Origin of the sequence: Pseudomonas simiae (assembly GCF_900111895.1) — a bacterium.
GTDB lineage: Bacteria > Pseudomonadota > Gammaproteobacteria > Pseudomonadales > Pseudomonadaceae > Aquipseudomonas > Aquipseudomonas simiae.
On the sequence record NZ_FOKB01000006.1, the window covers coordinates 312,547 to 335,771 of the forward strand.

General features: G+C 61.1%; 17 protein-coding genes and 1 pseudogene. 15 read left to right on the forward strand and 3 right to left on the reverse strand.

What is annotated here, in order from left to right; all coding sequences use genetic code 11:
• Positions 1 to 178: 178 nt before the first annotated feature.
• The 3 genes from rpmE to BMZ57_RS20245 all read left to right on the forward strand — a co-directional run bounded on the left by rpmE (position 179) and on the right by BMZ57_RS20245 (position 2,677).
• A complete protein-coding gene (rpmE, locus tag BMZ57_RS20235; protein WP_010213765.1) occupies positions 179 to 397 on the forward strand; it encodes a 50S ribosomal protein L31 in 219 nt (72 codons plus the stop codon).
• Positions 398 to 432: 35 nt separating this feature from the next.
• Positions 433 to 1,227 carry a thermonuclease family protein gene (locus BMZ57_RS20240; RefSeq protein WP_044286518.1) on the forward strand — a complete coding sequence of 265 codons (795 nt, stop codon included), beginning with the start codon at positions 433 to 435 and terminating at the stop codon, positions 1,225 to 1,227.
• 181 nt (positions 1,228 to 1,408) lie between these two features.
• Entirely contained in the window at positions 1,409 to 2,677 is a 1,269-nt protein-coding gene (locus tag BMZ57_RS20245) for a malic enzyme-like NAD(P)-binding protein (RefSeq protein ID WP_010213763.1), read from the forward strand.
• Positions 2,678 to 2,868: 191 nt separating this feature from the next.
• Here BMZ57_RS20245 and BMZ57_RS20250 read toward each other — a convergent pair whose 3' ends face one another.
• A complete protein-coding gene (locus BMZ57_RS20250) occupies positions 2,869 to 5,328 on the reverse strand; it encodes a penicillin-binding protein 1A (RefSeq protein ID WP_370737443.1) in 2,460 nt (819 codons plus the stop codon).
• A 51-nt stretch (positions 5,329 to 5,379) separates the two neighbouring features.
• Between BMZ57_RS20250 and BMZ57_RS29570 the strand changes: the two genes are divergently transcribed.
• The 11 genes and pseudogenes from BMZ57_RS29570 to hemE all read left to right on the forward strand — a co-directional run bounded on the left by BMZ57_RS29570 (position 5,380) and on the right by hemE (position 20,136).
• On the forward strand, positions 5,380 to 5,526 hold the full coding sequence (locus tag BMZ57_RS29570) for a hypothetical protein (RefSeq protein ID WP_021492324.1): 147 nt from the start codon (positions 5,380 to 5,382) through the stop codon (positions 5,524 to 5,526).
• 23 nt (positions 5,527 to 5,549) lie between these two features.
• Complete coding sequence (gene pilM / locus BMZ57_RS20255) at positions 5,550 to 6,203, forward strand: type IV pilus biogenesis protein PilM (RefSeq protein ID WP_010213761.1); 654 nt, start codon at positions 5,550 to 5,552, stop codon at positions 6,201 to 6,203.
• Entirely contained in the window at positions 6,200 to 6,754 is a 555-nt protein-coding gene (locus tag BMZ57_RS20260) for a PilN domain-containing protein (protein WP_010213760.1), read from the forward strand. Before pilM ends, BMZ57_RS20260 begins: the two co-directional genes overlap by 4 nt.
• The gene (locus BMZ57_RS20265) at positions 6,751 to 7,710 is read left to right on the forward strand and encodes a pilus assembly protein PilP (RefSeq protein WP_029529261.1); all 960 of its coding nucleotides are present in this window, start codon (positions 6,751 to 6,753) and stop codon (positions 7,708 to 7,710) included. The genes BMZ57_RS20260 and BMZ57_RS20265 overlap by 4 nt, the downstream gene beginning before the upstream one ends.
• Positions 7,711 to 7,848: 138 nt before the next feature.
• A pseudogene (locus BMZ57_RS20270) lies at positions 7,849 to 9,105 on the forward strand (type IV pilus secretin PilQ); the annotation flags it as partial.
• Between the two features lie 4 nt (positions 9,106 to 9,109).
• Complete coding sequence (aroK, locus tag BMZ57_RS20275; RefSeq protein ID WP_010213757.1) at positions 9,110 to 9,628, forward strand: shikimate kinase AroK; 519 nt, start codon at positions 9,110 to 9,112, stop codon at positions 9,626 to 9,628.
• Positions 9,629 to 9,753: 125 nt separating this feature from the next.
• Positions 9,754 to 10,854, forward strand: coding sequence for a 3-dehydroquinate synthase (gene aroB / locus BMZ57_RS20280; protein ID WP_021492321.1), 1,101 nt, complete (start codon positions 9,754 to 9,756; stop codon positions 10,852 to 10,854).
• 10 nt (positions 10,855 to 10,864) lie between these two features.
• Positions 10,865 to 12,436 carry an SPOR domain-containing protein gene (locus tag BMZ57_RS20285; RefSeq protein ID WP_010213754.1) on the forward strand — a complete coding sequence of 524 codons (1,572 nt, stop codon included), beginning with the start codon at positions 10,865 to 10,867 and terminating at the stop codon, positions 12,434 to 12,436.
• 353 nt (positions 12,437 to 12,789) lie between these two features.
• On the forward strand, positions 12,790 to 17,235 hold the full coding sequence (gene gltB, locus BMZ57_RS20295; RefSeq protein WP_069672821.1) for a glutamate synthase large subunit: 4,446 nt from the start codon (positions 12,790 to 12,792) through the stop codon (positions 17,233 to 17,235).
• A gap of 32 nt (positions 17,236 to 17,267) precedes the next feature.
• Positions 17,268 to 18,686 carry an FAD-dependent oxidoreductase gene (locus BMZ57_RS20300; protein WP_010213750.1) on the forward strand — a complete coding sequence of 473 codons (1,419 nt, stop codon included), beginning with the start codon at positions 17,268 to 17,270 and terminating at the stop codon, positions 18,684 to 18,686.
• Positions 18,687 to 19,068: 382 nt separating this feature from the next.
• The gene (gene hemE, locus BMZ57_RS20305) at positions 19,069 to 20,136 is read left to right on the forward strand and encodes a uroporphyrinogen decarboxylase (protein ID WP_010213749.1); all 1,068 of its coding nucleotides are present in this window, start codon (positions 19,069 to 19,071) and stop codon (positions 20,134 to 20,136) included.
• Between the two features lie 118 nt (positions 20,137 to 20,254).
• Here the strand turns inward: hemE and BMZ57_RS20310 are convergent, their stop codons facing one another.
• Positions 20,255 to 21,469 carry an MFS transporter gene (locus tag BMZ57_RS20310; RefSeq protein WP_010213747.1) on the reverse strand — a complete coding sequence of 405 codons (1,215 nt, stop codon included), beginning with the start codon at positions 21,467 to 21,469 and terminating at the stop codon, positions 20,255 to 20,257.
• Positions 21,470 to 21,652: 183 nt separating this feature from the next.
• Between BMZ57_RS20310 and BMZ57_RS20315 the strand changes: the two genes are divergently transcribed.
• The gene (locus tag BMZ57_RS20315) at positions 21,653 to 22,546 is read left to right on the forward strand and encodes a LysR family transcriptional regulator (protein ID WP_010213746.1); all 894 of its coding nucleotides are present in this window, start codon (positions 21,653 to 21,655) and stop codon (positions 22,544 to 22,546) included.
• A 222-nt stretch (positions 22,547 to 22,768) separates the two neighbouring features.
• On the opposite strand, the gene BMZ57_RS20320 is transcribed toward BMZ57_RS20315, so the two are convergent.
• On the reverse strand, positions 22,769 to 23,221 hold the full coding sequence (locus BMZ57_RS20320) for a hypothetical protein (protein ID WP_021493278.1): 453 nt from the start codon (positions 23,219 to 23,221) through the stop codon (positions 22,769 to 22,771).
• Positions 23,222 to 23,225 lie beyond the last annotated feature (4 nt).

Consider the following 23,225-nt stretch of genomic DNA (forward strand, 5'->3'; position numbering starts at 1 on the left):
GGCGGGAGCCTAGCAGACAGGGGAGGGCTTGGGTATGCCACGGTTTTCTGATGAAAGGAGGTTTTCAGTCGAATACGCGGCTTGCGTGATTAAAAAGGTCTGGTAGAATCCGCGGCCTAATTACGTGCGGTATTCGACAATAGTGTCGAGTGGCGGCACGCTAGCCCGAGGAAGTGCCATGAAAGCCGATATCCATCCAGCGTACGAAACCATCGAAGTCACCTGCAGCTGCGGCAACAAGTTCGAAACCCGTTCGAACCTGTGCAAGCCACTGGGTACTGACGTATGCAACGAGTGCCACCCGTTCTACACCGGTAAGCAGAAAACTCTGGACACCGGCGGCCGTGTACAGCGCTTTGCTGACCGTTTCGGTGCTTTCGGTGCCAAAAAGGCCTAAGGCCGATCAACTTGGGAAGCCGTTACGGTTTTTCCATGCTGATGAAAAAGGCGTCCCTTGTGGGCGCCTTTTTTGTGCCTGGGATTTGGCTCTCAGTCGCCCAGGCCGAGGTGTTTTGCCGCGCACCGACTTCCCTGGCCCAGGTGGAAGTGCAGCGCGTGGTGGATGGCGACACGGTGCGCCTCAAGGACGGCCGCGGTGTGCGGATGATCGGCCTCAATGCCCCGGAAACCGGCAAGAAGGGCCGCCCCGACGAGCCTTACGCGGTTGCCGCCCGCCAGCGTTTACAGGCATTGGTCGACGCCAGCGACGGCCGCGTCGGCTTGGTGGCTGGGCGCGAGAGCAAGGACCGCTACGGTCGCACGCTCGCCCACCTCTACGGCGCGAATGGTGAGAATCTTGAGGCGCGGCTGCTGGCCGAAGGCCTGGGGTTTCAGGTCGGTGTCGCGCCCAACGTTGATCTTGTTACCTGTCAACAGGCCGCCGAAAACAGCGCCCGTGACGCACGATTGGGCCTTTGGCGGCAATCGCCAGTGCAAAGCGTGGCGCAGCTCAAACAGTCCGGCTTCGCTCTGGTCAGTGGCCGAGTGAGCAAGATCGAACGCAATCGCGGCGGAATCTGGATCGAATTGCAGGGGGCACTGGTATTGCGCATTGCACCCGACCTCGTCCGTCAGTTCGACGCCGCAGGGCTCAGTGGTCTGCAAGGCAAGCCCGTCGAGGCTCGTGGCTGGGTGCAGGATCGCGCCAAGCGCGGCGGCCTGAAAAACGGCCAGGCACGTTGGTTGTTGCCATTGACCGACCCTGGCATGCTCAAATCGACTGATTAAGAAAAAATTGTAGACATTTTTTTAGTCGATTGTGAACAGTTGAGCCCTTGTATCCCGTGGCCTTAGACCAAAGTACGTCGCTTTAGGGCCTTGACACCTGTGACTGCCCAGTCTTGTGGGGACTTTACGACACGCGTATCCTCGGCGGTCCGTCGACCAACAGTAAAAGCGGAATGCCGATATGTCTGATTTGAAAACTGCCGCTCTCGAATATCATGCCCATCCTCGTCCAGGAAAGCTGAGTGTAGAGCTCACCAAAGCCACTGCCACTGCTCGCGACCTGTCGCTGGCCTACAGCCCTGGTGTTGCCGAGCCCGTACGTGAAATCGCCCGCGACCCTGAACTGGCGTACAAGTACACCGGCAAAGGCAACCTGGTTGCAGTGATTTCCGATGGCACCGCGATCCTCGGCCTGGGCAACCTCGGCCCATTGGCATCCAAGCCAGTCATGGAAGGTAAAGGCGTGTTGTTCAAGCGCTTTGCCGGCATCGACGTTTTCGATATCGAAGTCGATTCCGAAAGCCCGCAGGCTTTCATCGACACGGTCAAGCGCATTTCCATCACCTTCGGTGGCATCAACCTGGAAGACATCAAGGCGCCTGAGTGCTTCGAGATCGAAAAGGCCTTGATCGAACAGTGCGACATTCCGGTATTCCACGATGACCAGCACGGCACCGCGATCGTTACCGCCGCCGGCATGATCAACGCCCTGGAAATCGCTGGCAAAACCCTGGCTGACGCCAAGATCGTCTGCCTGGGCGCCGGTGCTGCAGCTATCTCGTGCATGAAGCTGATCGTCAGCATGGGCGCCAAGCTGGAAAACATCTACATGGTCGACAGCAAGGGCGTGATCCAGTCCGAGCGTACCGACCTGAACCAGTACAAGGCGATGTTTGCGCATCCGTCTTCCAAGCGCACCCTGGCTGACGCCCTCGACGGTGCAGACGTGTTCGTCGGCCTGTCCGGCCCGAACCTGCTGAGCGCCGAAGGCCTCAAATCCATGGCGGCCAACCCGATCGTGTTCGCCTGCTCCAACCCGGACCCGGAAATCGCGCCGGAACTGGCACACGCCACCCGCGACGACGTGATCATGGCGACCGGCCGTTCGGACTACCCGAACCAGGTCAACAACGTGTTGGGCTTCCCGTTCATCTTCCGTGGTGCCCTGGACGTTCGCGCCAAGCGCATCAACGAAGAAATGAAAGTGGCTGCCGCCAACGCCCTGCGTGAACTGGCCAAGCTGCCGGTGCCTCAGGATGTGTGCGATGCCTATGGCGGCGCCAAGCTGGAATTCGGTCGTGAGTACATCATCCCGAAACCAATGGACAAGCGCCTGATCACCCTGATCTCCGACGCTGTGGCCAAAGCCGCTATCGAGACCGGCGTGGCCACCCTGCCGTATCCGAAAAACTACCCGCTGCAAAGCGTGGATGATGTGTTCAACGGCTAAGCCGTTGTAGCGCACCAACAAAAAGCCCCGGCTCTCGCGAGTCGGGGCTTTTTTGTGGTCGATTAGATCTAAAGGTGGGAGCAGGCTTGCCCGCGATAGCGGTGGATCAATCCGCTCATGTGGTGCCTGACACACCGCAATCGCGGGCAAGCCCGCTCCCACATTCGGCCTGTTTCAGGCCATAAATCTCACTAGAACAGATCGATCGGCGCCGCCTCATCCGCCGGCAACGGGCTGCCCGGTACAACGCCATTGCCCAGCTCGTTGACCGACGGCGGTGTGTCTTCGCTCTTGAACAGTTCGAAGTACGCATTCGGCGTGCTTGGCGAGGCCGCGCGGCCACTCACCGGGTCGATGCGCAGGCTGAGGATACCCTCCGGCTCCGGTTGGGTGTGGGGCGGCTTGTCCTTCAAGGCTGCGCCCATATAACTCATCCAGATCGGCAGCGCGACGGTGCCACCGAACTCGCGGCGACCCAAGCTTTCCGGTTGGTCATAGCCGGTCCACACGGTGGTCACGTAATCGGCGTTATAACCGGAGAACCAGGCGTCCTTGGACTCGTTGGTGGTACCGGTCTTGCCCGCAATGTCCGGACGCCCCAGGGCCAGGGCGCGGCGGCCGGTGCCCTTCTTGATCACGTCTTCAAGGATGCTGTTGAGGATGTAGGTGGTACGGCCATCCACGATGCGCTCGGCCACGGCGGGCGTCTGCGGTTCGGTTGCAGCAGCGTTGGTGGCCGGCGTGGTGCCAGGGGCCGGCTCGATGGTGATGCCGCCATTGCTCGGCGCCGCCAGGCCATCAGTCGCCGCTACACCGTTGACCACATCACCCGGCACGCGTGGCGGGTTGGCGGTGAACAGGGTGTCGCCGTTGCGGCTTTCAATCTTGTCGATCAGGTACGGCGCGATCTTGTAGCCGCCGTTGGCAAAGGTGCTCCAGCCCGTGGCGATTTCCATCGGCGTCAGGGTCGCAGTGCCCAGGGCCAGGGACAGGTTCGGCGGCAGGTCTGACTTGGAGAAGCCAAAGCGCGTCATGTAATCGATGGTCTTGCCGACGCCCATCGCCTGCAGCAAGCGGATCGACACCAGGTTGCGCGACTTGTACAGCGCCTCGCGGATACGGATCGGGCCGAGGAAGGTGTTGGTATCGTTCTTCGGACGCCAGACCTTGTCCAGGTACTCGTCGACAAACACGATCGGCGCATCGTTGACCAGGCTGGCGGCGGTGTAGCCGTTGTCCAGCGCGGCACTGTAGATGAACGGTTTGAAGCTCGAGCCCGGCTGGCGCTTGGCCTGGGTCGCACGGTTGTAGTTGCTCTGTTCGAACGCGAAGCCGCCGACCAGGGCGCGAATCGCACCGTTCTGCGGGTCCAGGGAGACCAGGGCGCCTTGGGCCAACGGCACTTGGCTGAACTTGAGGCTGTCGTCTTTCTGGCGCTGCACGCGGATCAAATCACCCACCTGGGCCACGTCAGACGGCTGCTTGGGCAGCGCGCCCATGCTGTTGGTGTTCAGGAATGGGCGTGCCCATTTCATGCTGTCCCACGCCACATGGGCTTCGCCAGTGCGGGTCAGCACCTGCAGGCCATCTTTCTTCACCTGGGTGACGATGGCCGGCTCCAGGCCGCTGATGGCGCGTTGTTTGCCCAGTTCGGTGGTCCAGGCGCTCAGGGTCTTGCCCGGCAGGCGCGACTCAGGGCCCCGGTAGCCGTGGCGCTGGTCGTAGGTGATCAGGCCTGAGTGCACCGAGTCATTGGCGATTTCCTGCAGGTTGCTCGGCACCGTGGTGGTCACCCGGAAACCTTCGGTGTACGCCTCGCTGCCATAGCGGCCGACCATCTCGGCGCGCGCCATTTCGGCGATATACGGGGCGTTCACTTCCGGCGTCGGCACGTGGTAGCTGGCGTTCAACGGTTCGGCGATGGCGCTTTCGTAAGCGGCCTGGTCGATCTTGCCCAGCTTGTACATGCGGCCCAGGATCCAGTCGCGGCGTTCTTTGCTTCGCGCCGGGTTGGCCAGCGGGTTGAAGCGTGACGGGGCCTTGGGCAGGCCGGCGATCATGGCCATCTGCGCCAGGCTGGCGTCACGGATGGACTTGCCATAGTAAACCTGGGAAGCCGCCTCGATCCCGTAGGCACGGTTGCCCAGGTAGATCTTGTTGACGTACAGCTCGAGGATCTCGTCCTTGGTCAACTGGCGTTCGATCTGCAGTGCCAGGAGGATCTCGGTAGCTTTACGTGAAAAGCTGCGCTCGCTAGTGAGGAAGAAGTTCTTCGCCACCTGCATGGTGATGGTGCTGCCGCCGGACTGAATGTGTCCGCTTTTTACCAATTGCGTGGCCGCGCGCACCAGGCTGCTGGGGTCGACGCCATAGTGGTTGGCAAAATTATCGTCTTCGGCCGACAGCAGGGCGCTGATGAAATTGGGCGGAATATCGGCAAAACGGATCGGTGTGCGGCGCATTTCGCCGAACTCCGCGATCAGTTTTTCATCGCTGCTGTAGACCCGCAAAGGAATCTGCAACTGGATACTTCTGAGGGCCTCTACCGAGGGCAAACCCGGACTAAGGTAGAGGTAGGCCCCGCTGAATACGAGCAGCAGCCCGCAAACGATGGCGACAATGGAGTACCCGAAAAACTTCAGCAGACGAATCAAGGCTTTTGGATTTCCAGAGAAAAGAATGAGTTAGGCCTCGGGGCATGCATGGCAAACGATGGATCGACCCGAGCTGCAGATAAAAAGCGGGAAAAAACGCTGGGCATTAAAGCATTTTTCGACTTGGGGCGTCATTCGCACCTGTTCAACAAGTCGACCGAATGCATGGCGCCCAGCGGCAATCAGGCGGTATGACAGACAAAGCTTTAGGGAGTTTTATGGCAAAAGGATTTTTCACGGGAAAAGCTCGCACCTTGCTGGGTGTCGACATCAATGACACGGCCATCCGCTTGATCGAGCTGGGCCGTTCACCTTCAGGTTTCAACATTCAAGGCTACGTCACGCAGGCGTTGCCGGCGCAAACGGTGGTCGACGGCACACTCCTTGATCTTGAAGGCGTAGGGCGCGCTTTGCGCAGCGCGTGGTCGCGGTTGTCGACATCGGTTCGTGGCGCTGCCGCTGCCGTGGCCGGGCCCTCGGTGATCACGCGGATGATTGATCTGGAAGCCGGCCTCACCGACGATGAGATGGCCTGGATGATCCAGATGGAGGCAGACCAGTACATTCCTTATCCGCTGGATGACGTGGCTATCGACTTTCAAGTGCGTGGGCCGACGGCCCTGGACCCGAACCGGGTCGAGGTATTGCTGGCCGCCTGCTTGAAGGAACAAGTGGAAGCCCGCGAGGCGGTTTTGGCCTTGGCGGGGCTGGTGCCGAAGGTGATCGATGTCGAAGCGTTTGCATTGGCGCGCGCTTGCAGTCAGGATTTCGCCAGCTTCACGCCGAGTCATCGCGTCGATGGTGCACAATGGGCCGTGGATGCCCAGGGGATGGGAATTGCTTGCGGGTTGGCCCTGAGGAGTTTCGCTTGAAGACACGAATCAACCTACTGCCTTGGCGCCAGGCGCTGGCAGAGCGGCGACGCAAGTATCTACTGGCGTGCTTGCTGGCGTTCGCCTGTGCGGCGCTCGCGGCCGTTTGGCTGGCGGACCAGGTGATCGACCGGGCCATCGATCGTCAAGTGACCCGCAATGACCATCTGGGCAAGGAGATCGTCGGCCTGGATTCACGCATCAAGACCATCGACGATCTGCAGGAGCAAAGCCAGCAGTTGGCGCAACGCATGAAAGTCGTTCAAGACCTGCATGATGCCCGCTCGTCCGGTGCTCAACTGTTGGACCAACTGGCGCGCGCGGTCCCCGACGGCGTGCACCTGCATGAGGTGGTGGCCAAGGGGGATACGGTCAGTATCAGCGGCAGCGCTGAATCCAGCCAGGACATCGCTCAATTGATGCGCCGCCTGGAAGCCGCGGAAGGCGCCCATTCCACTCGGTTGCAGCATGTGCGAACGGATGGCGCGCGCGGCAACAATCAATTCCAGCTGATGGTGCGTCAGGGAGAGTCCTCCGAGGCTCAACCTTGAGCCTGCCAAGGCTCAATCTTTCTGCACTCACTCACAACGCTGCAAAATGGTCCCTACCTGGCAAGGCCCTGTTGGGTTGTGCGCTGGCGGGCGTGGTGTTTGTGGTGGGCGACCTTGTGTACCTGAGCCCTTCGCGGGAACGGTTGCACCAGGTCGAGGCGCGGGAAGTGGCCCTGCAGCAGCAAGTCGCACAAAAGACTGGGCTGGCCGCCAGCCTTGCAGCGCGTACGCAGCAGCTCCAACTGATGCAAGCGAAGGTCGACGAACGTTTGCAGGCGTTGCCTGGCGAGTCCGAGATGCCTGGTTTGCTGGAAGACATCGCGCGTCTGGCGCTGGCCAACGGGTTGGTGGTCGAGAGCGTCACGCCTTTGGATGCGTTGTCCAGGTCGTTCTTTCACGAACAACCCGTGCAGGTCGGCGTCGCGGGGGCTTATCACGACCTGGCGATGTTCCTGGCGGGCCTGGGTGGCCTGTCGCGCATCGCCACGGTGCACGATGTGGTGCTTCGGCGTGACGGCAAGCGGTTGCGCCTTGACGTGCTGGCCAAGACTTACTGGCATGCGCAGGGCGGTGGGCGGCTTGTACAGCGGCAGCCCTTTGCCTACGACTCGTCCGCGTTGCGTGATCCATTTCACCGGCTTGCGGTGCAGGTCGATCATTTGAAGGGGCGCCCGGCCCGTGCGCCGGACTTTGCCCGGCCACGTGGCGTGCTGGAAAACCTTGCAGTGGACCAGTTTGAAATGGTTGGCACGCTGTCTCGTGGGGTGCAGGTTTTTGCTCTGCTACGTGCCTCGTCCAAGGTGCATCGCCTGACGGTCGGGGACTACCTGGGGCCCGACCATGGCCGAGTCACGGCCATTCATGAGCGCTCCGTAGAACTGGTCGAGCTGTTTCCCGATGGTCAGGGGGCATGGCTGGAACGCCCGCGAACCCTGGTGCTAAACATCAACTCATAACGGAATCAAACAATGAAAAGGACTTTCTCGTCCTTCGGTGTGGCGCTATGGATAGCGTTCACGGCACCGATGGCTGCTGCTGTGCCCAATCGTGTAGATCTGATCCAGTTGCCGCCTCCCGGCGGTACCACGCTGAACGCCTACACAGGCGACAAGCTCAGCCTCAACTTCCAGAGCATCGAGTTGCGCACGGCGTTGCAACAAATTGCCGATGTGGCGGGCCTCAATCTGGTTGCCAGTGACGATGTGCAGGGTTCGATCACCCTGCGCCTCAAGGATGTGCCCTGGGATCAGGCGCTGGACCTGGTGCTGCAAGCCAAGGGCCTGGACAAGCGGGTGAAGGCCGGCGTGTTGTTGGTGGCGCCGTCCGAGGAACTGGCTGCGCGCGAGCTGCTCACGCTGGAATCGCGAAAGCAGATGGCCGAGCTGGCGCCGTTGCGCCGCGAGCTGCTGCAAGTCAATTACGCCAAGGCGGCAGACCTGGCCAAGTTGTTCCAGTCGGTCACCGGCCTTGAGGGCGTGACCGATGAGCGTGGTTCGGTGGCGGTGGATGATCGCACCAACAACATCATCGCCTACCAGACTGTCGAGCGACTGGAGGAACTGCGACGGATCGTGGCGCAGCTGGATATTCCCGTGCGCCAGGTGATGATCGAGGCGCGGATTGTCGAGGCCAATGTCGATTACGACAAAAGCCTGGGCGCGCGCTGGGGTGGGCGGCTCAATCGGGGTAACTGGGGCGCGGGTGGCATTGCGAAACCTCCGCCTGAGGGCGCCGCACCGCCGGAAAACCCACCCCCATCACCTTTTGTGGACTTGGGATCACTCACCGGCACCTCGGGCCTGGGCATTGCCTATATCACCGACAACCTGTTGCTGGACCTGGAGCTCACCGCCATGGAGAAAACCGGCAACGGCGAAATCGTCTCGCAACCCAAGGTGGTCACTTCCGACAAAGAAACCGCACGCATCCTCAAGGGCACCGAGATTCCCTACCAGGAATCCAGCTCCAGCGGCGCTACGTCAGTGTCGTTCAAGGAGGCCTCGCTGTCGTTGGAAGTCACCCCGCAGATCACCCCCGATGACCGCGTGATCATGGAGGTCAAGGTCACCAAGGATGAGCCCGACTACTTGAACAAACTCAACGACGTGCCGCCGATCAAGAAGAACGAGGTCAACGCCAAGGTATTGGTCAAGGATGGCGAGACCATCGTGATCGGCGGAGTTTTCTCCAATACCCAGAGCAAAGTGGTAGATAAAGTGCCATTTTTGGGCGATGTGCCGTATCTTGGCCGCCTTTTCCGGCGCGATGTGCTGGCGGAGAAAAAATCCGAGCTGCTGGTATTCCTGACTCCGCGTATTATGAATAACCAGGCGATTGCTGTGAGTCGTTGATTCTGTGCGAAATTTGATTCTTGTAGGACCGATGGGGGCTGGAAAAAGCACCATCGGCCGTTTGCTGGCCAAAGAGCTGCGCCTGCCGTTCAAAGATTCCGACAAGGAAATTGAATTGCGCACGGGTGCCAATATCCCATGGATCTTCGATAAGGAAGGCGAACTGGGCTTTCGTGACCGCGAGCAGGCGATGATTGCCGAGCTGTGCGGCTGCGATGGCGTGGTATTGGCGACCGGCGGCGGTGCGGTGATGCGCGATGAAAACCGCCGCGCGTTGCATGCCGGTGGTCGGGTGGTCTATCTGCATGCCTCGGTCGAGCAGCAGGTGGGCCGCACCGCCCGCGATCGCAATCGTCCGTTGCTGCGCACGGCCAACCCGGAGAAAACCCTGCGGGACCTGCTCACGCTGCGCGATCCGCTGTATCGGGAAATCGCCGATCTGGTGGTGGAAACCGATGAGCGGCCACCCCGGATGGTGGTCCTCGACATTCTTGAGCGCCTGCAACGGCTGCCACCCCGTTAAAGCCCGGCTCGAAATGCGCTATTCTCGGCGGCGCGCTATCACCCTGTGGGGTGTGGCGTAGAGCCATCAGGTGACGTCAGATCTTGACGTCGTCGGTCGTCACTCCATCTCTAACGCGGGGACACATGCAGACACTTAAGGTCGATCTAGGCGAGCGCAGCTACCCGATCCATATTGGCGAAGGTCTGCTGGACCAGCCCGAGTTGCTCGCACCGCATATTGCCGGGCGGCAAGTGGCGATCATCTCCAACGAAACGGTCGCGCCGCTGTATCTTGAGCGTCTGAGCCGCAGCCTGGCGGCGTATTCGGTGATCTCGGTGATCCTGCCCGACGGCGAAGCCCACAAGAACTGGGAAACCCTGCAACTGATTTTTGATGGCCTGCTGACTGCACGCCATGATCGCCGTACTACTGTGATCGCCCTAGGCGGCGGTGTAATCGGCGATATGGCCGGTTTTGCGGCGGCCTGCTACCAGCGCGGCGTGGACTTTATCCAGGTGCCGACCACCTTGCTGTCCCAGGTCGATTCGTCGGTGGGCGGCAAGACCGGCATCAACCACCCGCTGGGCAAAAACATGGTGGGCGCGTTCTACCAGCCTCAAGCCGTGCTGATCGACACCGCGACCCTCAACACCTTGCCGCCGCGCGAGCTGTCGGCGGGCTTGGCGGAAGTCATCAAGTACGGGTTGATCTGCGACGAGCCCTTCCTGACCTGGCTGGAAGAACATGTGGATGCCCTGCGCAACCTGGACCAGGCGGCACTCACTGAAGCGATTTCGCGCTCCTGCGCCGCCAAGGCGCTGGTGGTGAATGCCGACGAACGGGAGTCCGGTGTGCGGGCCACCTTGAACCTGGGCCACACCTTCGGCCATGCGATCGAAACGCACATGGGCTATGGTGTGTGGTTGCATGGAGAGGCTGTAGCGGCTGGCACGGTGATGGCGTTGGAGATGTCGCAGCGTCTGGGCTGGATCAGCGCCCAGGAGCGTGATCGTGGCATCCGCCTGTTCCAGCGCGCCGGTTTGCCGGTCATTCCGCCGGAGGAGATGACTGAGGCGGATTTCCTCGAACATATGGCAATAGACAAGAAAGTGATCGACGGTCGACTGCGACTGGTGCTGCTGCGCCACATGGGCGAAGCAGTGGTGACCGACGATTATCCGAAAGAGATTTTACAGGCCACGCTGGGAGCGGATTACCGCGCCCTGGCCCAGCTTAAAGGTTAATAAGATCCCGATGACTAGTTTGCATGCCGACGAGGCGTTCCTCGGCCATTACCAGTTAAGCCACGACCCTTTTGCTCCACGGGTGCCTGGCTTCAAATTTTTCCCGGCCCAGCGCAAGCCAGTGCTCGGCCAACTGCACCACCTCGCGCGATACAGCCAACTGCTGCTGGTCGTGACCGGCCCGTTGGGCAGCGGCAAGACCCTGCTGCGCCAGGCCCTGGTGGCCAGTACCAACAAGCAGTCGGTACAGAGCGTGGTGGTATCGGCCCGTGGTGCCGGGGATGCGGCGGGCGTGCTGCGTCAGGTTGCCCAGTCCCTGGACGTGGCCACTGCCGAGCCAAACGCGATCCTCAAGCAGGTGGTACAACTGGGCCTGACGGGCCAGGAAGTCTACCTGCTGGTGGATGACGCCGAGCAGCTCGACGAATCCGCCCTGGAAGCGCTGCTGGCGCTGGCGGCGGGTACGCCGGAAGGTCGCCCGCACGTATTCCTGTTTGGCGAGTCGTCGCTGATCGCCGATCTTGAGCAGATCAGCGGTGATCAGGAGCTGTTCCACGTCATCGAATTGCAGCCGTACGAAGAGGAAGAAACCCGCGAATACCTGGCTCAACGCCTGGAAGGCGCAGGGGCGGGTATCGAACTTTTCTCCGCTCAGCAGATCTCTGATATTCACGAAAGCTCCGACGGCTGGCCTGGCACCATCAACCAGGTTGCCCGCGATGCCATGATCGAAGCCATGATTGCCAGCCGCACTGCGGTCAAGCGTCCAAAGATGGGGTTCACAATGCCTAAGAAACACGTATTGGCTATTTCCGCCGTTGTTGTGGTCGCTGTCGCCGCCGCCTGGTTGATCCCAGGTCGCAGCAAGGCACCGACCACCGCCGGCGCGCCAACCGAACAGGCGCAGTTGCCACTGGGCAAGCCCACACCAAATGTTGAATTCGCCAACTCCGGTCAACCGACCAACCTGCCGATGGTCGGCCAGCCTGTGATGCGTGGCCCCCTTGCAGAAGAAGCCGGTGGCATCTCCGAAGGCGACGACGGCGTGCCGGTGGAAGGCTCCAGCGCGACACCGCCAACCGTGACCACCACTGCACCGCCTGCGGGCGTGCCAGCGGGTCAGCCGGCCGCCAAGCCGACCCCCGCGCCTACCCCTGCGCCGACCGTCGCCACCGCCAAGCCTGCGCCTGTGACCAAGCCGGTTGCGCCTGCGCCAACCGTCAAGCCTACCCCGGCTCCAGCGGCCAAGCCGGCTGAAAAACCGGCCGCCACTGTTGCCAAAGCGGGTGCCGCTGGCAGCAGCTGGTACGCCAGTCAGCCTTCCGGCAACTTCGTGGTGCAGATCCTGGGTACCAGCTCCGAGGCCAACGCCCAGGCGTTCGTGAAAGAGCAGGGCGGCGAGTACCGTTATTTCAAGAAAGTGCTCAACGGCAAGCCTCTCTACGTGATCACCTACGGCAACTTCTCCAGCCGTGCAGCAGCCGATTCTGCGATCAAAGCCTTGCCAGCGAAGGTTCAGGCTGGTAAACCTTGGCCTCGCACTGTTGCCAGCGTTCAACAAGAACTCGCAACAACTCGCTGAAGATCCGGCGGCCTTACCCAGGCCGCCCTCCCGGCACCTCAAAAAATAACCGCAAGTGCGTGCAGTCTCTAGAGACCGCGCGCTTTGTGGTGTCTGCGTCACAGTAGCTTTTGAGTCGTAGCGGTCAGAATTAAAAAAGTTTTGACTAGCACAGCATATCGCTTTAAACCTTTCATAAATGCGACATAGATTTGCGACATTTCGTCGCTAAATTTGTGAGCGTCTGTGTCGGTGTGTACAATGACCTCCCTTTTGCCCCCGCTAAGCCGGCGTACGTTCGGCGTGGAAGGTAACCGGTTGAATTGAAAAGAAATTTGCCTCGATATAAGAGGCAGCCTGGTGAGAAAGTGTCTATGAAAGCAGGTCTGTACCAACCCGATGAATTCAAGGATAACTGTGGTTTCGGCCTGATAGCCCATATGCAGGGCGAACCCAGTCATACCCTTTTGCAAACGGCCATCGAGGCCCTGACCTGCATGACCCACCGCGGTGGGATCAACGCCGACGGCAAGACCGGTGACGGTTGCGGCTTGCTGATTCAAAAGCCCGACCAGTTCCTGCGTGCTGTCGCAAAAGAGCAATTTGCGGTCGACCTGCCCAAGCAGTACGCCGTGGGCATGGTGTTTTTCAACCAGGACCCGGTCAAAGCCGAAGCCGCTCGCGAGAACTTGAACCGCGAGATCCTGGCCGCCGGCCTGCAGCTCGTCGGCTGGCGCAAAGTGCCGATCGATACCAGCGTGCTCGGCCGCCTGGCCAATGAGCGCCTGCCGCAGATCGAACAAGTGTTCATCGCGGGCGAAGGCCTGAGCGACCAGGACATGGCGATCAAGCTGTTTACCTCGCGTCGTCGCTCGTCCGTGGCCAACGCGGCCGACACCGACCACTACATCTGCAGCTTTTCCCACAAGACCATCATTTATAAAGGCCTGATGATGCCGGCGGACCTCACCGCCTTCTATCCAGACCTGAGCGATGAGCGCCTGCAAACCGCAATCTGCGTGTTCCACCAGCGCTTCTCCACCAACACCCTGCCGAAATGGCCGCTGGCCCAGCCATTCCGCTTCCTCGCCCACAATGGCGAGATCAACACCATCACCGGCAACCGCAACTGGGCCGTGGCCCGTCGCACCAAGTTCGCCAACGACCTGATGGACCTGGAAGAGCTCGGCCCATTGGTCAACCGTGTGGGTTCTGACTCGTCCAGCATGGACAACATGCTCGAACTGATGGTCACCGGTGGCATCGACCTGTTCCGTGGCGTGCGCATGATCATTCCGCCGGCGTGGCAGAACGTCGAGACCATGGACCCGGACCTGCGTGCATTCTACGAGTACAACTCGATGCACATGGAGCCGTGGGACGGCCCGGCCGGCGTGGTCATGACCGACGGTCGCTACGCGGTGTGCCTGCTCGACCGTAACGGTCTGCGCCCGGCGCGTTGGGTCACCACGACCAACGGCTTCATCACCCTCGCGTCGGAAATCGGCGTGTGGAACTACAAGCCGGAAGACGTCATCGCCAAAGGCCGTGTCGGTCCTGGCCAGATCCTTGCCGTGGACACCGAAACCGGTCAGATCCTCGACACCGACGCTATCGACAATCGCCTGAAGTCCCGTCACCCGTACAAGCAATGGCTGCGCAAGAACGCCCTGCGCATCCAGGCGACCATGGAAGACAATGACCACGGTTCGGCGTTCTACGACGTCGATCAGCTCAAGCAGTACATGAAGATGTACCAAGTCACGTTCGAAGAGCGTGACCAGGTGCTGCGCCCGCTTGGCGAGCAAGGCTACGAGGCGGTCGGCTCCATGGGCGACGACACGCCGATGGCTGTGCTGTCCCAGCGCGTGCGCACGCCGTACGACTATTTCCGTCAGCAGTTCGCCCAGGTGACCAACCCACCGATCGACCCGCTGCGTGAAGCCATCGTGATGTCGCTGGAAGTGTGCCTCGGTGCCGAGCGCAACATCTTCCAGGAATCGCCTGAGCACGCCTCCCGCGTGATCCTCAGCTCGCCAGTGGTCTCGCCGGCCAAGTGGCGCTCGCTGATGACCCTGGAGCGTCCAGGGTTCGACCGCCAGATCATCGACCTGAACTACGACGAGAGCCTCGGCCTTGAAGCCGCTGTGCGCAACGTCGCCGACCAGGCCGAAGAGGCCGTGCGCGCCGGTCGTACCCAGATCGTGCTGACTGACCGTCACATCGCGCCGGGCAAACTGCCGATCCACGCGTCCCTGGCCACCGGCGCAGTGCACCACCGCCTGACCGAAAAAGGCCTGCGCTGCGACTCCAACATCCTCGTGGAAACCGCCACTGCCCGCGACCCGCATCATTTTGCGGTGCTGATCGGCTTCGGCGCTTCGGCGGTGTACCCGTTCCTCGCGTACGAAGTGCTGGGTGACCTGATCCGCACCGGTGAAGTGCTGGGCGACCTCTATGAGGTGTTCAAGAACTACCGTAAAGGCATCACCAAGGGCCTGCTGAAGATCCTGTCGAAGATGGGCATTTCCACCGTCACGTCTTACCGCGGTGCTCAATTGTTCGAAGCGATCGGCCTGTCCGAAGAAGTCTGCGACCTGAGCTTCCGTGGCGTGCCAAGCCGTATCAAAGGCGCGCGTTTCGTCGACATCGAAGCCGAACAGAAAGCCCTCGCGGCCGAAGCCTGGAGCGCGCGCAAGCCGATCCAGCAAGGCGGTCTGCTCAAGTTCGTGCACGGTGGTGAATACCACGCGTACAACCCGGACGTGGTCAGCACCCTGCAAGCCGCCGTGCAGCAGGGCGACTACGCCAAGTTCAAGGAATACACCGCGTTGGTGGACAACCGTCCGGTGTCGATGATCCGCGACCTGTTCAAGGTAAAAACCCTGGACACGCCGCTGGCCATCAGCGAAATCGAGCCGCTGGAATCGATCCTCAAGCGCTTCGACTCCGCCGGTATCTCCTTGGGCGCCTTGTCGCCTGAGGCCCACGAAGCCTTGGCCGAAGCCATGAACCGCCTGGGTGCGCGTTCCAACTCCGGCGAAGGTGGTGAAGACCCGGCGCGCTACGGCACTATCAAGAGCTCGAAAATCAAGCAGGTCGCGACCGGCCGTTTCGGCGTAACCCCGGAATACCTGGTCAACGCTGAAGTGCTGCAGATCAAGGTGGCCCAGGGCGCCAAGCCCGGTGAAGGCGGCCAGCTGCCAGGCGGCAAGGTCAACGGCCTGATCGCCAAGCTGCGTTATGCGGTACCGGGCGTGACGCTGATCTCGCCTCCGCCGCACCACGACATCTACTCGATTGAAGACTTGTCGCAGCTGATTTTCGACCTGAAACAAGTCAACCCGCAGGCCTTGGTCTCGGTGAAACTGGTGGCAGAAGCCGGCGTGGGCACCATCGCCGCCGGTGTGGCCAAAGCCTATGCCGACCTGATCACCATCTCCGGTTACGACGGCGGCACCGGCGCTTCGCCGCTGACCTCCATCAAGTACGCGGGCGCTCCGTGGGAACTCGGCCTGGCTGAGACCCACCAGACCCTGCGCGGCAACGACCTGCGCGGCAAGGTGCGTGTGCAGACCGACGGTGGCCTGAAAACCGGCCTCGACGTGATCAAGGCAGCGATCCTCGGTGCCGAAAGCTTCGGCTTCGGTACTGCGCCGATGATCGCCCTGGGCTGCAAATACCTGCGCATCTGCCACCTGAACAACTGCGCCACTGGCGTTGCGACTCAGAACGAGAAGCTGCGCAAGGATCACTACATCGGCACCGTCGACATGGTGGTGAATTTCTTCACCTACGTCGCCGAAGAGACCCGTGAGTGGCTGGCCAAGCTGGGTGTGCGTTCCCTCGAAGAACTGATCGGGCGTACCGACCTGCTGGACATCCTTGAAGGCCAGACCGCCAAGCAGAATCACCTGGACCTGACGCCGCTGTTGGGCAGCGACCACATCCCGGCAGACAAGCCACAATTCTGCCAGGTGGACCGCAACCCACCGTTCGACAAAGGCCTGTTGGCCGAGAAGATGGTCGAGATGGCTTCTTCCTCGATCAACGACGCCAGCGGTGGCGAATTCGCCCTGGATATCTGCAACTGCGACCGCTCCATCGGCGCACGCATCTCCGGCGAAATCGCACGCAAGCATGGCAACCAGGGTATGGCGAAAGCGCCGATCACCTTCCGCTTCAAGGGCACGGCGGGCCAGAGCTTCGGCGTGTGGAACGCCGGCGGCCTGCACATGTACCTGGAAGGCGACGCCAACGACTACGTGGGCAAAGGCATGACCGGTGGCAAGCTGGTGATCGTTCCGCCTCAAGGCAGCGTCTACAAGACCCAGGACAGTGCCATCATCGGCAACACCTGCTTGTACGGCGCCACCGGTGGCAAGCTGTTCGCCGCCGGCACTGCTGGTGAACGTTTCGCCGTGCGTAACTCCGGTGCCCACACCGTGGTGGAAGGCACGGGCGATCACTGCTGCGAGTACATGACCGGGGGCTTCGTCGCGGTACTGGGCAAGACCGGTTACAACTTCGGTTCGGGCATGACCGGCGGTTTCGCCTACGTGCTCGACCAGGACAACACCTTCGTCGACAAGGTCAACCACGAGTTGGTCGAGATCCAGCGGATCAGCGGCGAAGCCATGGAATCCTACCGGAACCACTTGCAGCACGTGCTGGACGAGTACGTCGAGGAGACCGGCAGCGAATGGGGTCGTAACCTCGCCGAGAACCTCGATGATTACCTGCGTCGCTTCTGGCTGGTCAAGCCCAAGGCTGCCAACCTGAAATCGTTGCTTTCCAGCATCCGTGCCAACCCGCAGTGATATGCGCCTGAAGAGTTTGATGAGGTTTTAACATGGCTGAACGTCTGAATAACGACTTCCAGTTCATCGATGTCGGGCGCAAAGATCCGAAGAAGAAACTGTTGCGTCAACGCAAGAAAGAGTTCGTGGAGATCTACGAACCCTTCAAACCCCAGCACTCGGCCGACCAGGCCCACCGCTGCCTGGGTTGCGGTAACCCGTATTGCGAATGGAAGTGCCCGGTGCACAACTTCATTCCCAACTGGCTCAAGCTGGTGGCCGAGGGCAACATCCTCGCCGCCGCCGAGCTGTCGCACCAGACCAACACCCTGCCGGAAGTGTGCGGCCGGGTGTGCCCGCAGGACCGTCTGTGCGAGGGTGCGTGCACCCTCAACGACGGCTTCGGCGCGGTGACCATCGGTTCGGTGGAGAAGTACATCACCGATACCGCGTTCGCCATGGGCTGGCGTCCGGACATGTCCAAGGTCAAGCCGACCGGCAAGCGTGTCGCGATCATTGGCGCGGGCCCGGCGGGCCTGGGCTGTGCCGACGTGCTGGTGCGGGGTGGCGTGACCCCGGTGGTGTTCGACAAGAACCCGGAAATCGGCGGCCTGCTGACCTTCGGCATCCCCGAGTTCAAGCTGGAAAAAACCGTACTGAGCAACCGTCGAGAAGTGTTCACCGGCATGGGCATCGAGTTCCGCCTGAACACCGAGATCGGCAAAGACGTGACCATGGAGCAACTGCTCGAAGAATACGATGCCGTGTTCATGGGCATGGGCACCTACACCTACATGAAGGGCGGCTTTGCCGGTGAGGACCTGCCAGGCGTGTATGACGCGCTCGACTTCCTGATCGCCAACGTGAATCGCAACCTGGGCTTCGAAAAGTCGCCGGAAGACTTCGTCGACATGAAGGGCAAGAAGGTTGTGGTGCTGGGCGGTGGCGACACCGCGATGGACTGCAACCGGACGTCGATTCGCCAGGGCGCCAAGTCGGTGACCTGTGCGTATCGTCGTGACGAAGCGAACATGCCGGGCTCGCGCAAAGAGGTGAAGAACGCCAAGGAAGAAGGCGTGAAATTCCTTTACAACCGCCAGCCGATTGCGATTGTCGGTGAAGACCGCGTCGAAGGCGTGAAGGTGGTCGAGACCCGTCTCGGCGAACCGGACGCCCGTGGCCGTCGCAGCCCCGAGCCGATCCCGGGTTCCGAAGAGATCATCCCGGCCGACGCCGTGGTCATCGCTTTCGGTTTCCGCCCAAGCCCGGCGCCGTGGTTCGAGCAGTTCCAGATCCAGACCGACAGCCAGGGCCGCGTCGTCGCCCCGGAACAAGGCCAGTACAAGCACCAGACCAGCAACCCGAAAATCTTCGCCGGTGGCGACATGGTGCGCGGGTCTGACCTGGTAGTGACGGCGATCTTCGAAGGCCGCAATGCCGCCGAAGGGATCCTGGACTACCTGCAAGTCTGACCCTGATTCCAGGTTGAAATGGGATCAAATGTGGGAGCGGCGGTTCGACTTGTTCGCGAATGCGGTTTATCAGTCACCAGATGTATCGACTGACCCACCGCGTTCGCGAGCAAGCCCGCTCCCACATTGGTTTGTGTGTATTCAATAAAGTCATGGGTTGAAATGGGATCGAATGTGGGAGCTGGCTTGCCTGCGATAGCAATCGTGAATTCACCACCGCCATCGCAGGCAAGCCAGCTCCCACACAAACCCCGTTCCACAGTGGGGTTTGCGTCGCCAGTCATTGCGACAAATTGACCCGATAGACAAAAGGCACGGCTCACTCCGTGCCTTTTGCGTCCGGCTCTGAGAAAATGCCCGTACTTTTTTTGCGGATGCCGACATGACTGCCCTCAAGAACGACCGTTTCCTTCGTGCCCTGCTCAAGCAACCTGTGGACGTCACCCCTGTGTGGATGATGCGCCAAGCCGGTCGCTACCTGCCGGAGTACCGCGCCAGTCGCGCCCATGCCGGCGACTTCATGAGCCTGTGCATGAACCCGGAGTTCGCCTGCGAAGTCACGATGCAGCCGCTGGACCGCTACCCACAACTGGACGCGGCCATCCTCTTTTCCGACATCCTCACCATCCCTGACGCCATGGGCCAAGGCCTGTACTTTGAAACCGGCGAAGGTCCGCGTTTCAAGAAAGTCGTCAGCACCCTGGCCGATATCGAAGCGCTGCCGATCCCTGATCCGCACAAAGACCTCGGTTACGTGATGGACGCCGTGAGCACTATCCGCCGCGAGCTTAACGGCCGCGTGCCGCTGATCGGCTTCTCCGGCAGCCCTTGGACCCTGGCCACCTACATGGTCGAAGGCGGCTCGTCGAAAGACTTCCGCAAGACCAAGGCCATGCTCTACGACAACCCGCAAGCCATGCACCTGCTGCTGGACAAGCTGGCGCAGTCGGTCACTTCCTACCTCAACGGACAGATCATGGCCGGCGCGCAAGCGGTGCAGATCTTCGACACCTGGGGTGGCAACCTGTCGGCGGCGGCCTACCAGGAGTTCTCCCTAGCCTACATGCGCAAGATCGTCAGCGGCCTGATCCGTGAACACGAAGGCCGTAAAGTGCCGGTCATCCTGTTCACCAAAGGCGGTGGCCTGTGGCTGGAAAGCATTGCCGACGCCGGTGCTGACGCCCTTGGCTTGGACTGGACCTGCGACATTGGCGAAGCCCGCCGTCGCGTTGGCGGCCAGGTCGCGCTGCAAGGCAACATGGACCCGACCGTGCTGTATGCCAAGCCGGAAGCGATCCGCACCGAAGTTGGCCGCATCCTCGCCAGCTACGGCAAGGGTACCGGGCATGTATTCAACCTGGGCCATGGCATTACGCCGGAAGTGAATCCGGAGCATGCCGGCGCGTTCCTGCGCGCGGTGCATGAACTGTCCGCGCAATACCACGAATAACACGCAAAACAATGTGGGAGCGGGCTTGCTCGCGAATGCGGAGTGTCAGTTGATACAGTCATGCCTGATACACTGCATTCGCGAGCAAGCCCGCTCCCACATTTAAAGCAGCACCGTATCAGGCCTTCACAATCCCCAACGGCGGCAACTTCGCCAACTTCAACGCCACCAGCAACGCACCCATCAACAGCGCCACGATAAACGCGCCGATGCCGTTCCACCCGGCAAAGTGCCAGAAGAACCCGCCCGCTGTTCCGGCAATACTCGACCCCACGTAGTAGCAGAACAGGTACAGCGACGATGCCTGCCCCTTCGCCTTGACCGCGCGGCGGCCGATCCAGCTGCTGGCCACCGAGTGGGCGCCGAAGAAGCCGAAGGTAAAGATCAGCATGCCCGGCACCACCAGCCACAGTGGGCTGAACAGGGTCAGGAGCATGCCGGCGAGCATCAGCACAATGGTGGCCCACAGCACGCGGCGGCGACCGAGGCGGTCGGCCAGGGAGCCGATTTTCGCCGAACTGTAGATACCCGAGAGGTACACCAGCGACAGCAGGCCGACCACGGCTTGGCTCAGGTCGTAGGGATCGGCCAGCAGGCGATAGCCGATGTAATTGAACATCGTCACGAACGCGCCCATCAGCAGGAAGGCTTCGAGGAACAGCCACGGCAGGCCCGCATCCTTGAAGTGCATGACAAAGCTGTCCACCAGGCTACGCGGCTTGAGACTGCTGGCGCGGAAGTTGCGCGATTCGGGGAGGATTTTCCAGAACACCGTGGCGGCGATCAGCGCCAGGGCGCCGATGATCAACATTGCGGTGTGCCAGCTGACGAAGTCGATCAACACGCCGATGATCAGGCGCCCGCTCATGCCGCCAATCGCGTTGCCACCAATGTACAGGCCCATGGCCAGGCCGATGTGCTGCGGGTGGATCTCTTCGCTCAGGTAGGTCATGGCCACGGCGGCCAGGCCGCTCAGCGACAGGCCCACCAGTGCGCGCATGAATAGAATCCCTTCCCAGGACGGCATCAAACCACTGGCAATCGTCGCGAACGCCGCGCAGAACAACGCGGCGACCATCACCGGTTTACGTCCCAGGGTGTCGGAAATCGGCCCGGTAATCAGCAGGCCCAGCGCGAGCATCGCGGTGGACACGGACAGGATCAGACTACTCTGCGCGGCATTGATGGAAAACTCGTGGGACAGCGCCGGCATCATCGGCTGCACGCAATACAGCAGGGCAAAGGTGGCGAACCCCCCGGAGAACAGCGCCAGCACCGTGCGCATGAACATCGGCGTGCCTTTTTCGATGTACGCGTCATTGAGCTGGGCCACTACCTCATCGAGGGCAGTGGGCGGGACTTCTTGAGCAAGTGGAGCGACAGCAGAATTCACGGGGACCTCGGGGAGGAAGAGCGTGCCAGGACCGGCCATGCAAAAAGAATATAGCTGGCTAATGATTCTTTCCAATATATTGTTCGACCTGTTTGATAGCTTTTACGACCTAATGAGGTTTGCATGGAATTGCGTCACTTGCGGTACTTCATTGCCGTCGCCGAAGAACTGCACTTTGGCCGGGCTGCGCAGGTGCTAGGCATCTCGCAGCCGCCGCTGAGCCAGCAGATACAGGCGCTGGAGCAGGAGGTGGGCGCGCGGTTGTTCGAGCGTACCAATCGTCGGGTCGAGCTGAGCGAGGCGGGGCGTTTGTTCCTGCACGAGGCGCGGTTGGTGCTGGCGCAGGTGGACAAGGCGGCGGATGTAGCGCGCCGGGCGCAGCTGGGTGAGCTGGGTGAATTGAAGATCGGCTTCACGTCATCGGCACCGTTTAACTCCAGCATTCCCCAGGCGATCTTTGCATTTCGCCAGGCGTTCCCGGCGGTGCATCTCAATCTGCAAGAGATGAGCAGCACCGAGGTGGCCGAGTCGCTGGTGGACGAGTCGATTCAGGTGGGCTTGATGCGCCCCCTGCCGTTGCCGGACTCACTGAGTGTGGTCGAGTTGATGCGCGAACCGCTGGTGGCCGTCATGAACGCTGGCCACCCGTTGGTAGCAGGCAGTGAGCGTGGCCTGCACCTAGCGCAGTTGGCGGAAGAACCATTCGTGTTTTTCCCGCGCAGCTACGGCAGTGGACTCTACGCGCAGTTGCTCAGCCTGTGCCGAGACGCCGGTTTCAGCCCGCATTTTGCCCAGGAAGCGGGGGAGGCGATGACCATCATCGGTCTGGTCGCGGCGGGGTTGGGCGTGTCGGTGCTGCCCGCGTCTTACCAGCGCATACGGATTGACGGAGTGGTGTATCGCACCTTGCTGGACCCGGAGGCGGTGACGTCGGTATGGCTGGTGCAGCGAAAAGGCGCGCAGACGCCGATGGCTGCGGCGTTTGTGGAGTTGTTAACGCGTAAATCCGCTCAGTAAGCACGCGTACTTCAACGCGAAGCAGATCGAGGTGGGAGCTGTCGAGCTTTAGCGAGGCTGCGAAAGCGCCGTATCTGCAAGACCGCAGCGCCTGCATCGCAGCCTCGCTAAAGCTCGACAGCTCCCACCTTTGATCGTCGCAGTTTTCCAACTGTGGTTGCGTCAGGCATATGCCCGAGTTCCCGAAAGGCGCCCTTTGTCGTTTCTGAGGGCGCGACAACCTCAGTTCTGCTTGGTACTGCCCGTCTGCTCAAACAACTGCGCCGCCGACCCTGCCTCACCACTCACGCCATTGCTGCGCAACCCCGCCATGATGTCGCTGTCCAGGTTGTTCACCCAACGGTTGTAGTTGCGATGGATCTTGCCGTCCTTGTAGCCGAGGTCGCGGCTGTCACGGTAGGTGATCGCGTAGCTGTTGCGGGTGTAGCGAATGTCGATGGCCGCGTAATACTGGTTGCGCACCGTGATCTCGGCCTGCACCAGTTGTGGGCTCAGGCGTTGAACCGTCCATTCACGTTTTTGCAGGGCGTTGACGATCACCGCTTTCATTTTTTCTTCGCTGACCTGGGCGTTGGCCGGCAGGTCGTGCTGGGTGTTGAGGATCGGCTTGCTGGTGCAGCCGGCGGTGACCAGCAGGGTCAGGGTGATCAGGGTGACGCGCAGCAAGGAAGACATTCCG

Coding starts and splice junctions, on each gene's coding strand:
- rpmE (WP_010213765.1), top strand. CDS start 179: ATGAAAGCCGATATCCATCCAGCGTACGAAACCATCGAAGTCACCTGC.
- BMZ57_RS20240 (WP_044286518.1), top strand. CDS start 433: ATGCTGATGAAAAAGGCGTCCCTTGTGGGCGCCTTTTTTGTGCCTGGG.
- BMZ57_RS20245 (WP_010213763.1), top strand. CDS start 1,409: ATGTCTGATTTGAAAACTGCCGCTCTCGAATATCATGCCCATCCTCGT.
- BMZ57_RS29570 (WP_021492324.1), top strand. CDS start 5,380: ATGGCAAACGATGGATCGACCCGAGCTGCAGATAAAAAGCGGGAAAAA.
- pilM (WP_010213761.1), top strand. CDS start 5,550: ATGGCAAAAGGATTTTTCACGGGAAAAGCTCGCACCTTGCTGGGTGTC.
- aroB (WP_021492321.1), top strand. CDS start 9,754: ATGCAGACACTTAAGGTCGATCTAGGCGAGCGCAGCTACCCGATCCAT.
- BMZ57_RS20285 (WP_010213754.1), top strand. CDS start 10,865: ATGACTAGTTTGCATGCCGACGAGGCGTTCCTCGGCCATTACCAGTTA.
- gltB (WP_069672821.1), top strand. CDS start 12,790: ATGAAAGCAGGTCTGTACCAACCCGATGAATTCAAGGATAACTGTGGT.
- BMZ57_RS20300 (WP_010213750.1), top strand. CDS start 17,268: ATGGCTGAACGTCTGAATAACGACTTCCAGTTCATCGATGTCGGGCGC.
- hemE (WP_010213749.1), top strand. CDS start 19,069: ATGACTGCCCTCAAGAACGACCGTTTCCTTCGTGCCCTGCTCAAGCAA.
- BMZ57_RS20315 (WP_010213746.1), top strand. CDS start 21,653: ATGGAATTGCGTCACTTGCGGTACTTCATTGCCGTCGCCGAAGAACTG.
- BMZ57_RS20320 (WP_021493278.1), bottom strand. CDS start 23,221: ATGTCTTCCTTGCTGCGCGTCACCCTGATCACCCTGACCCTGCTGGTC.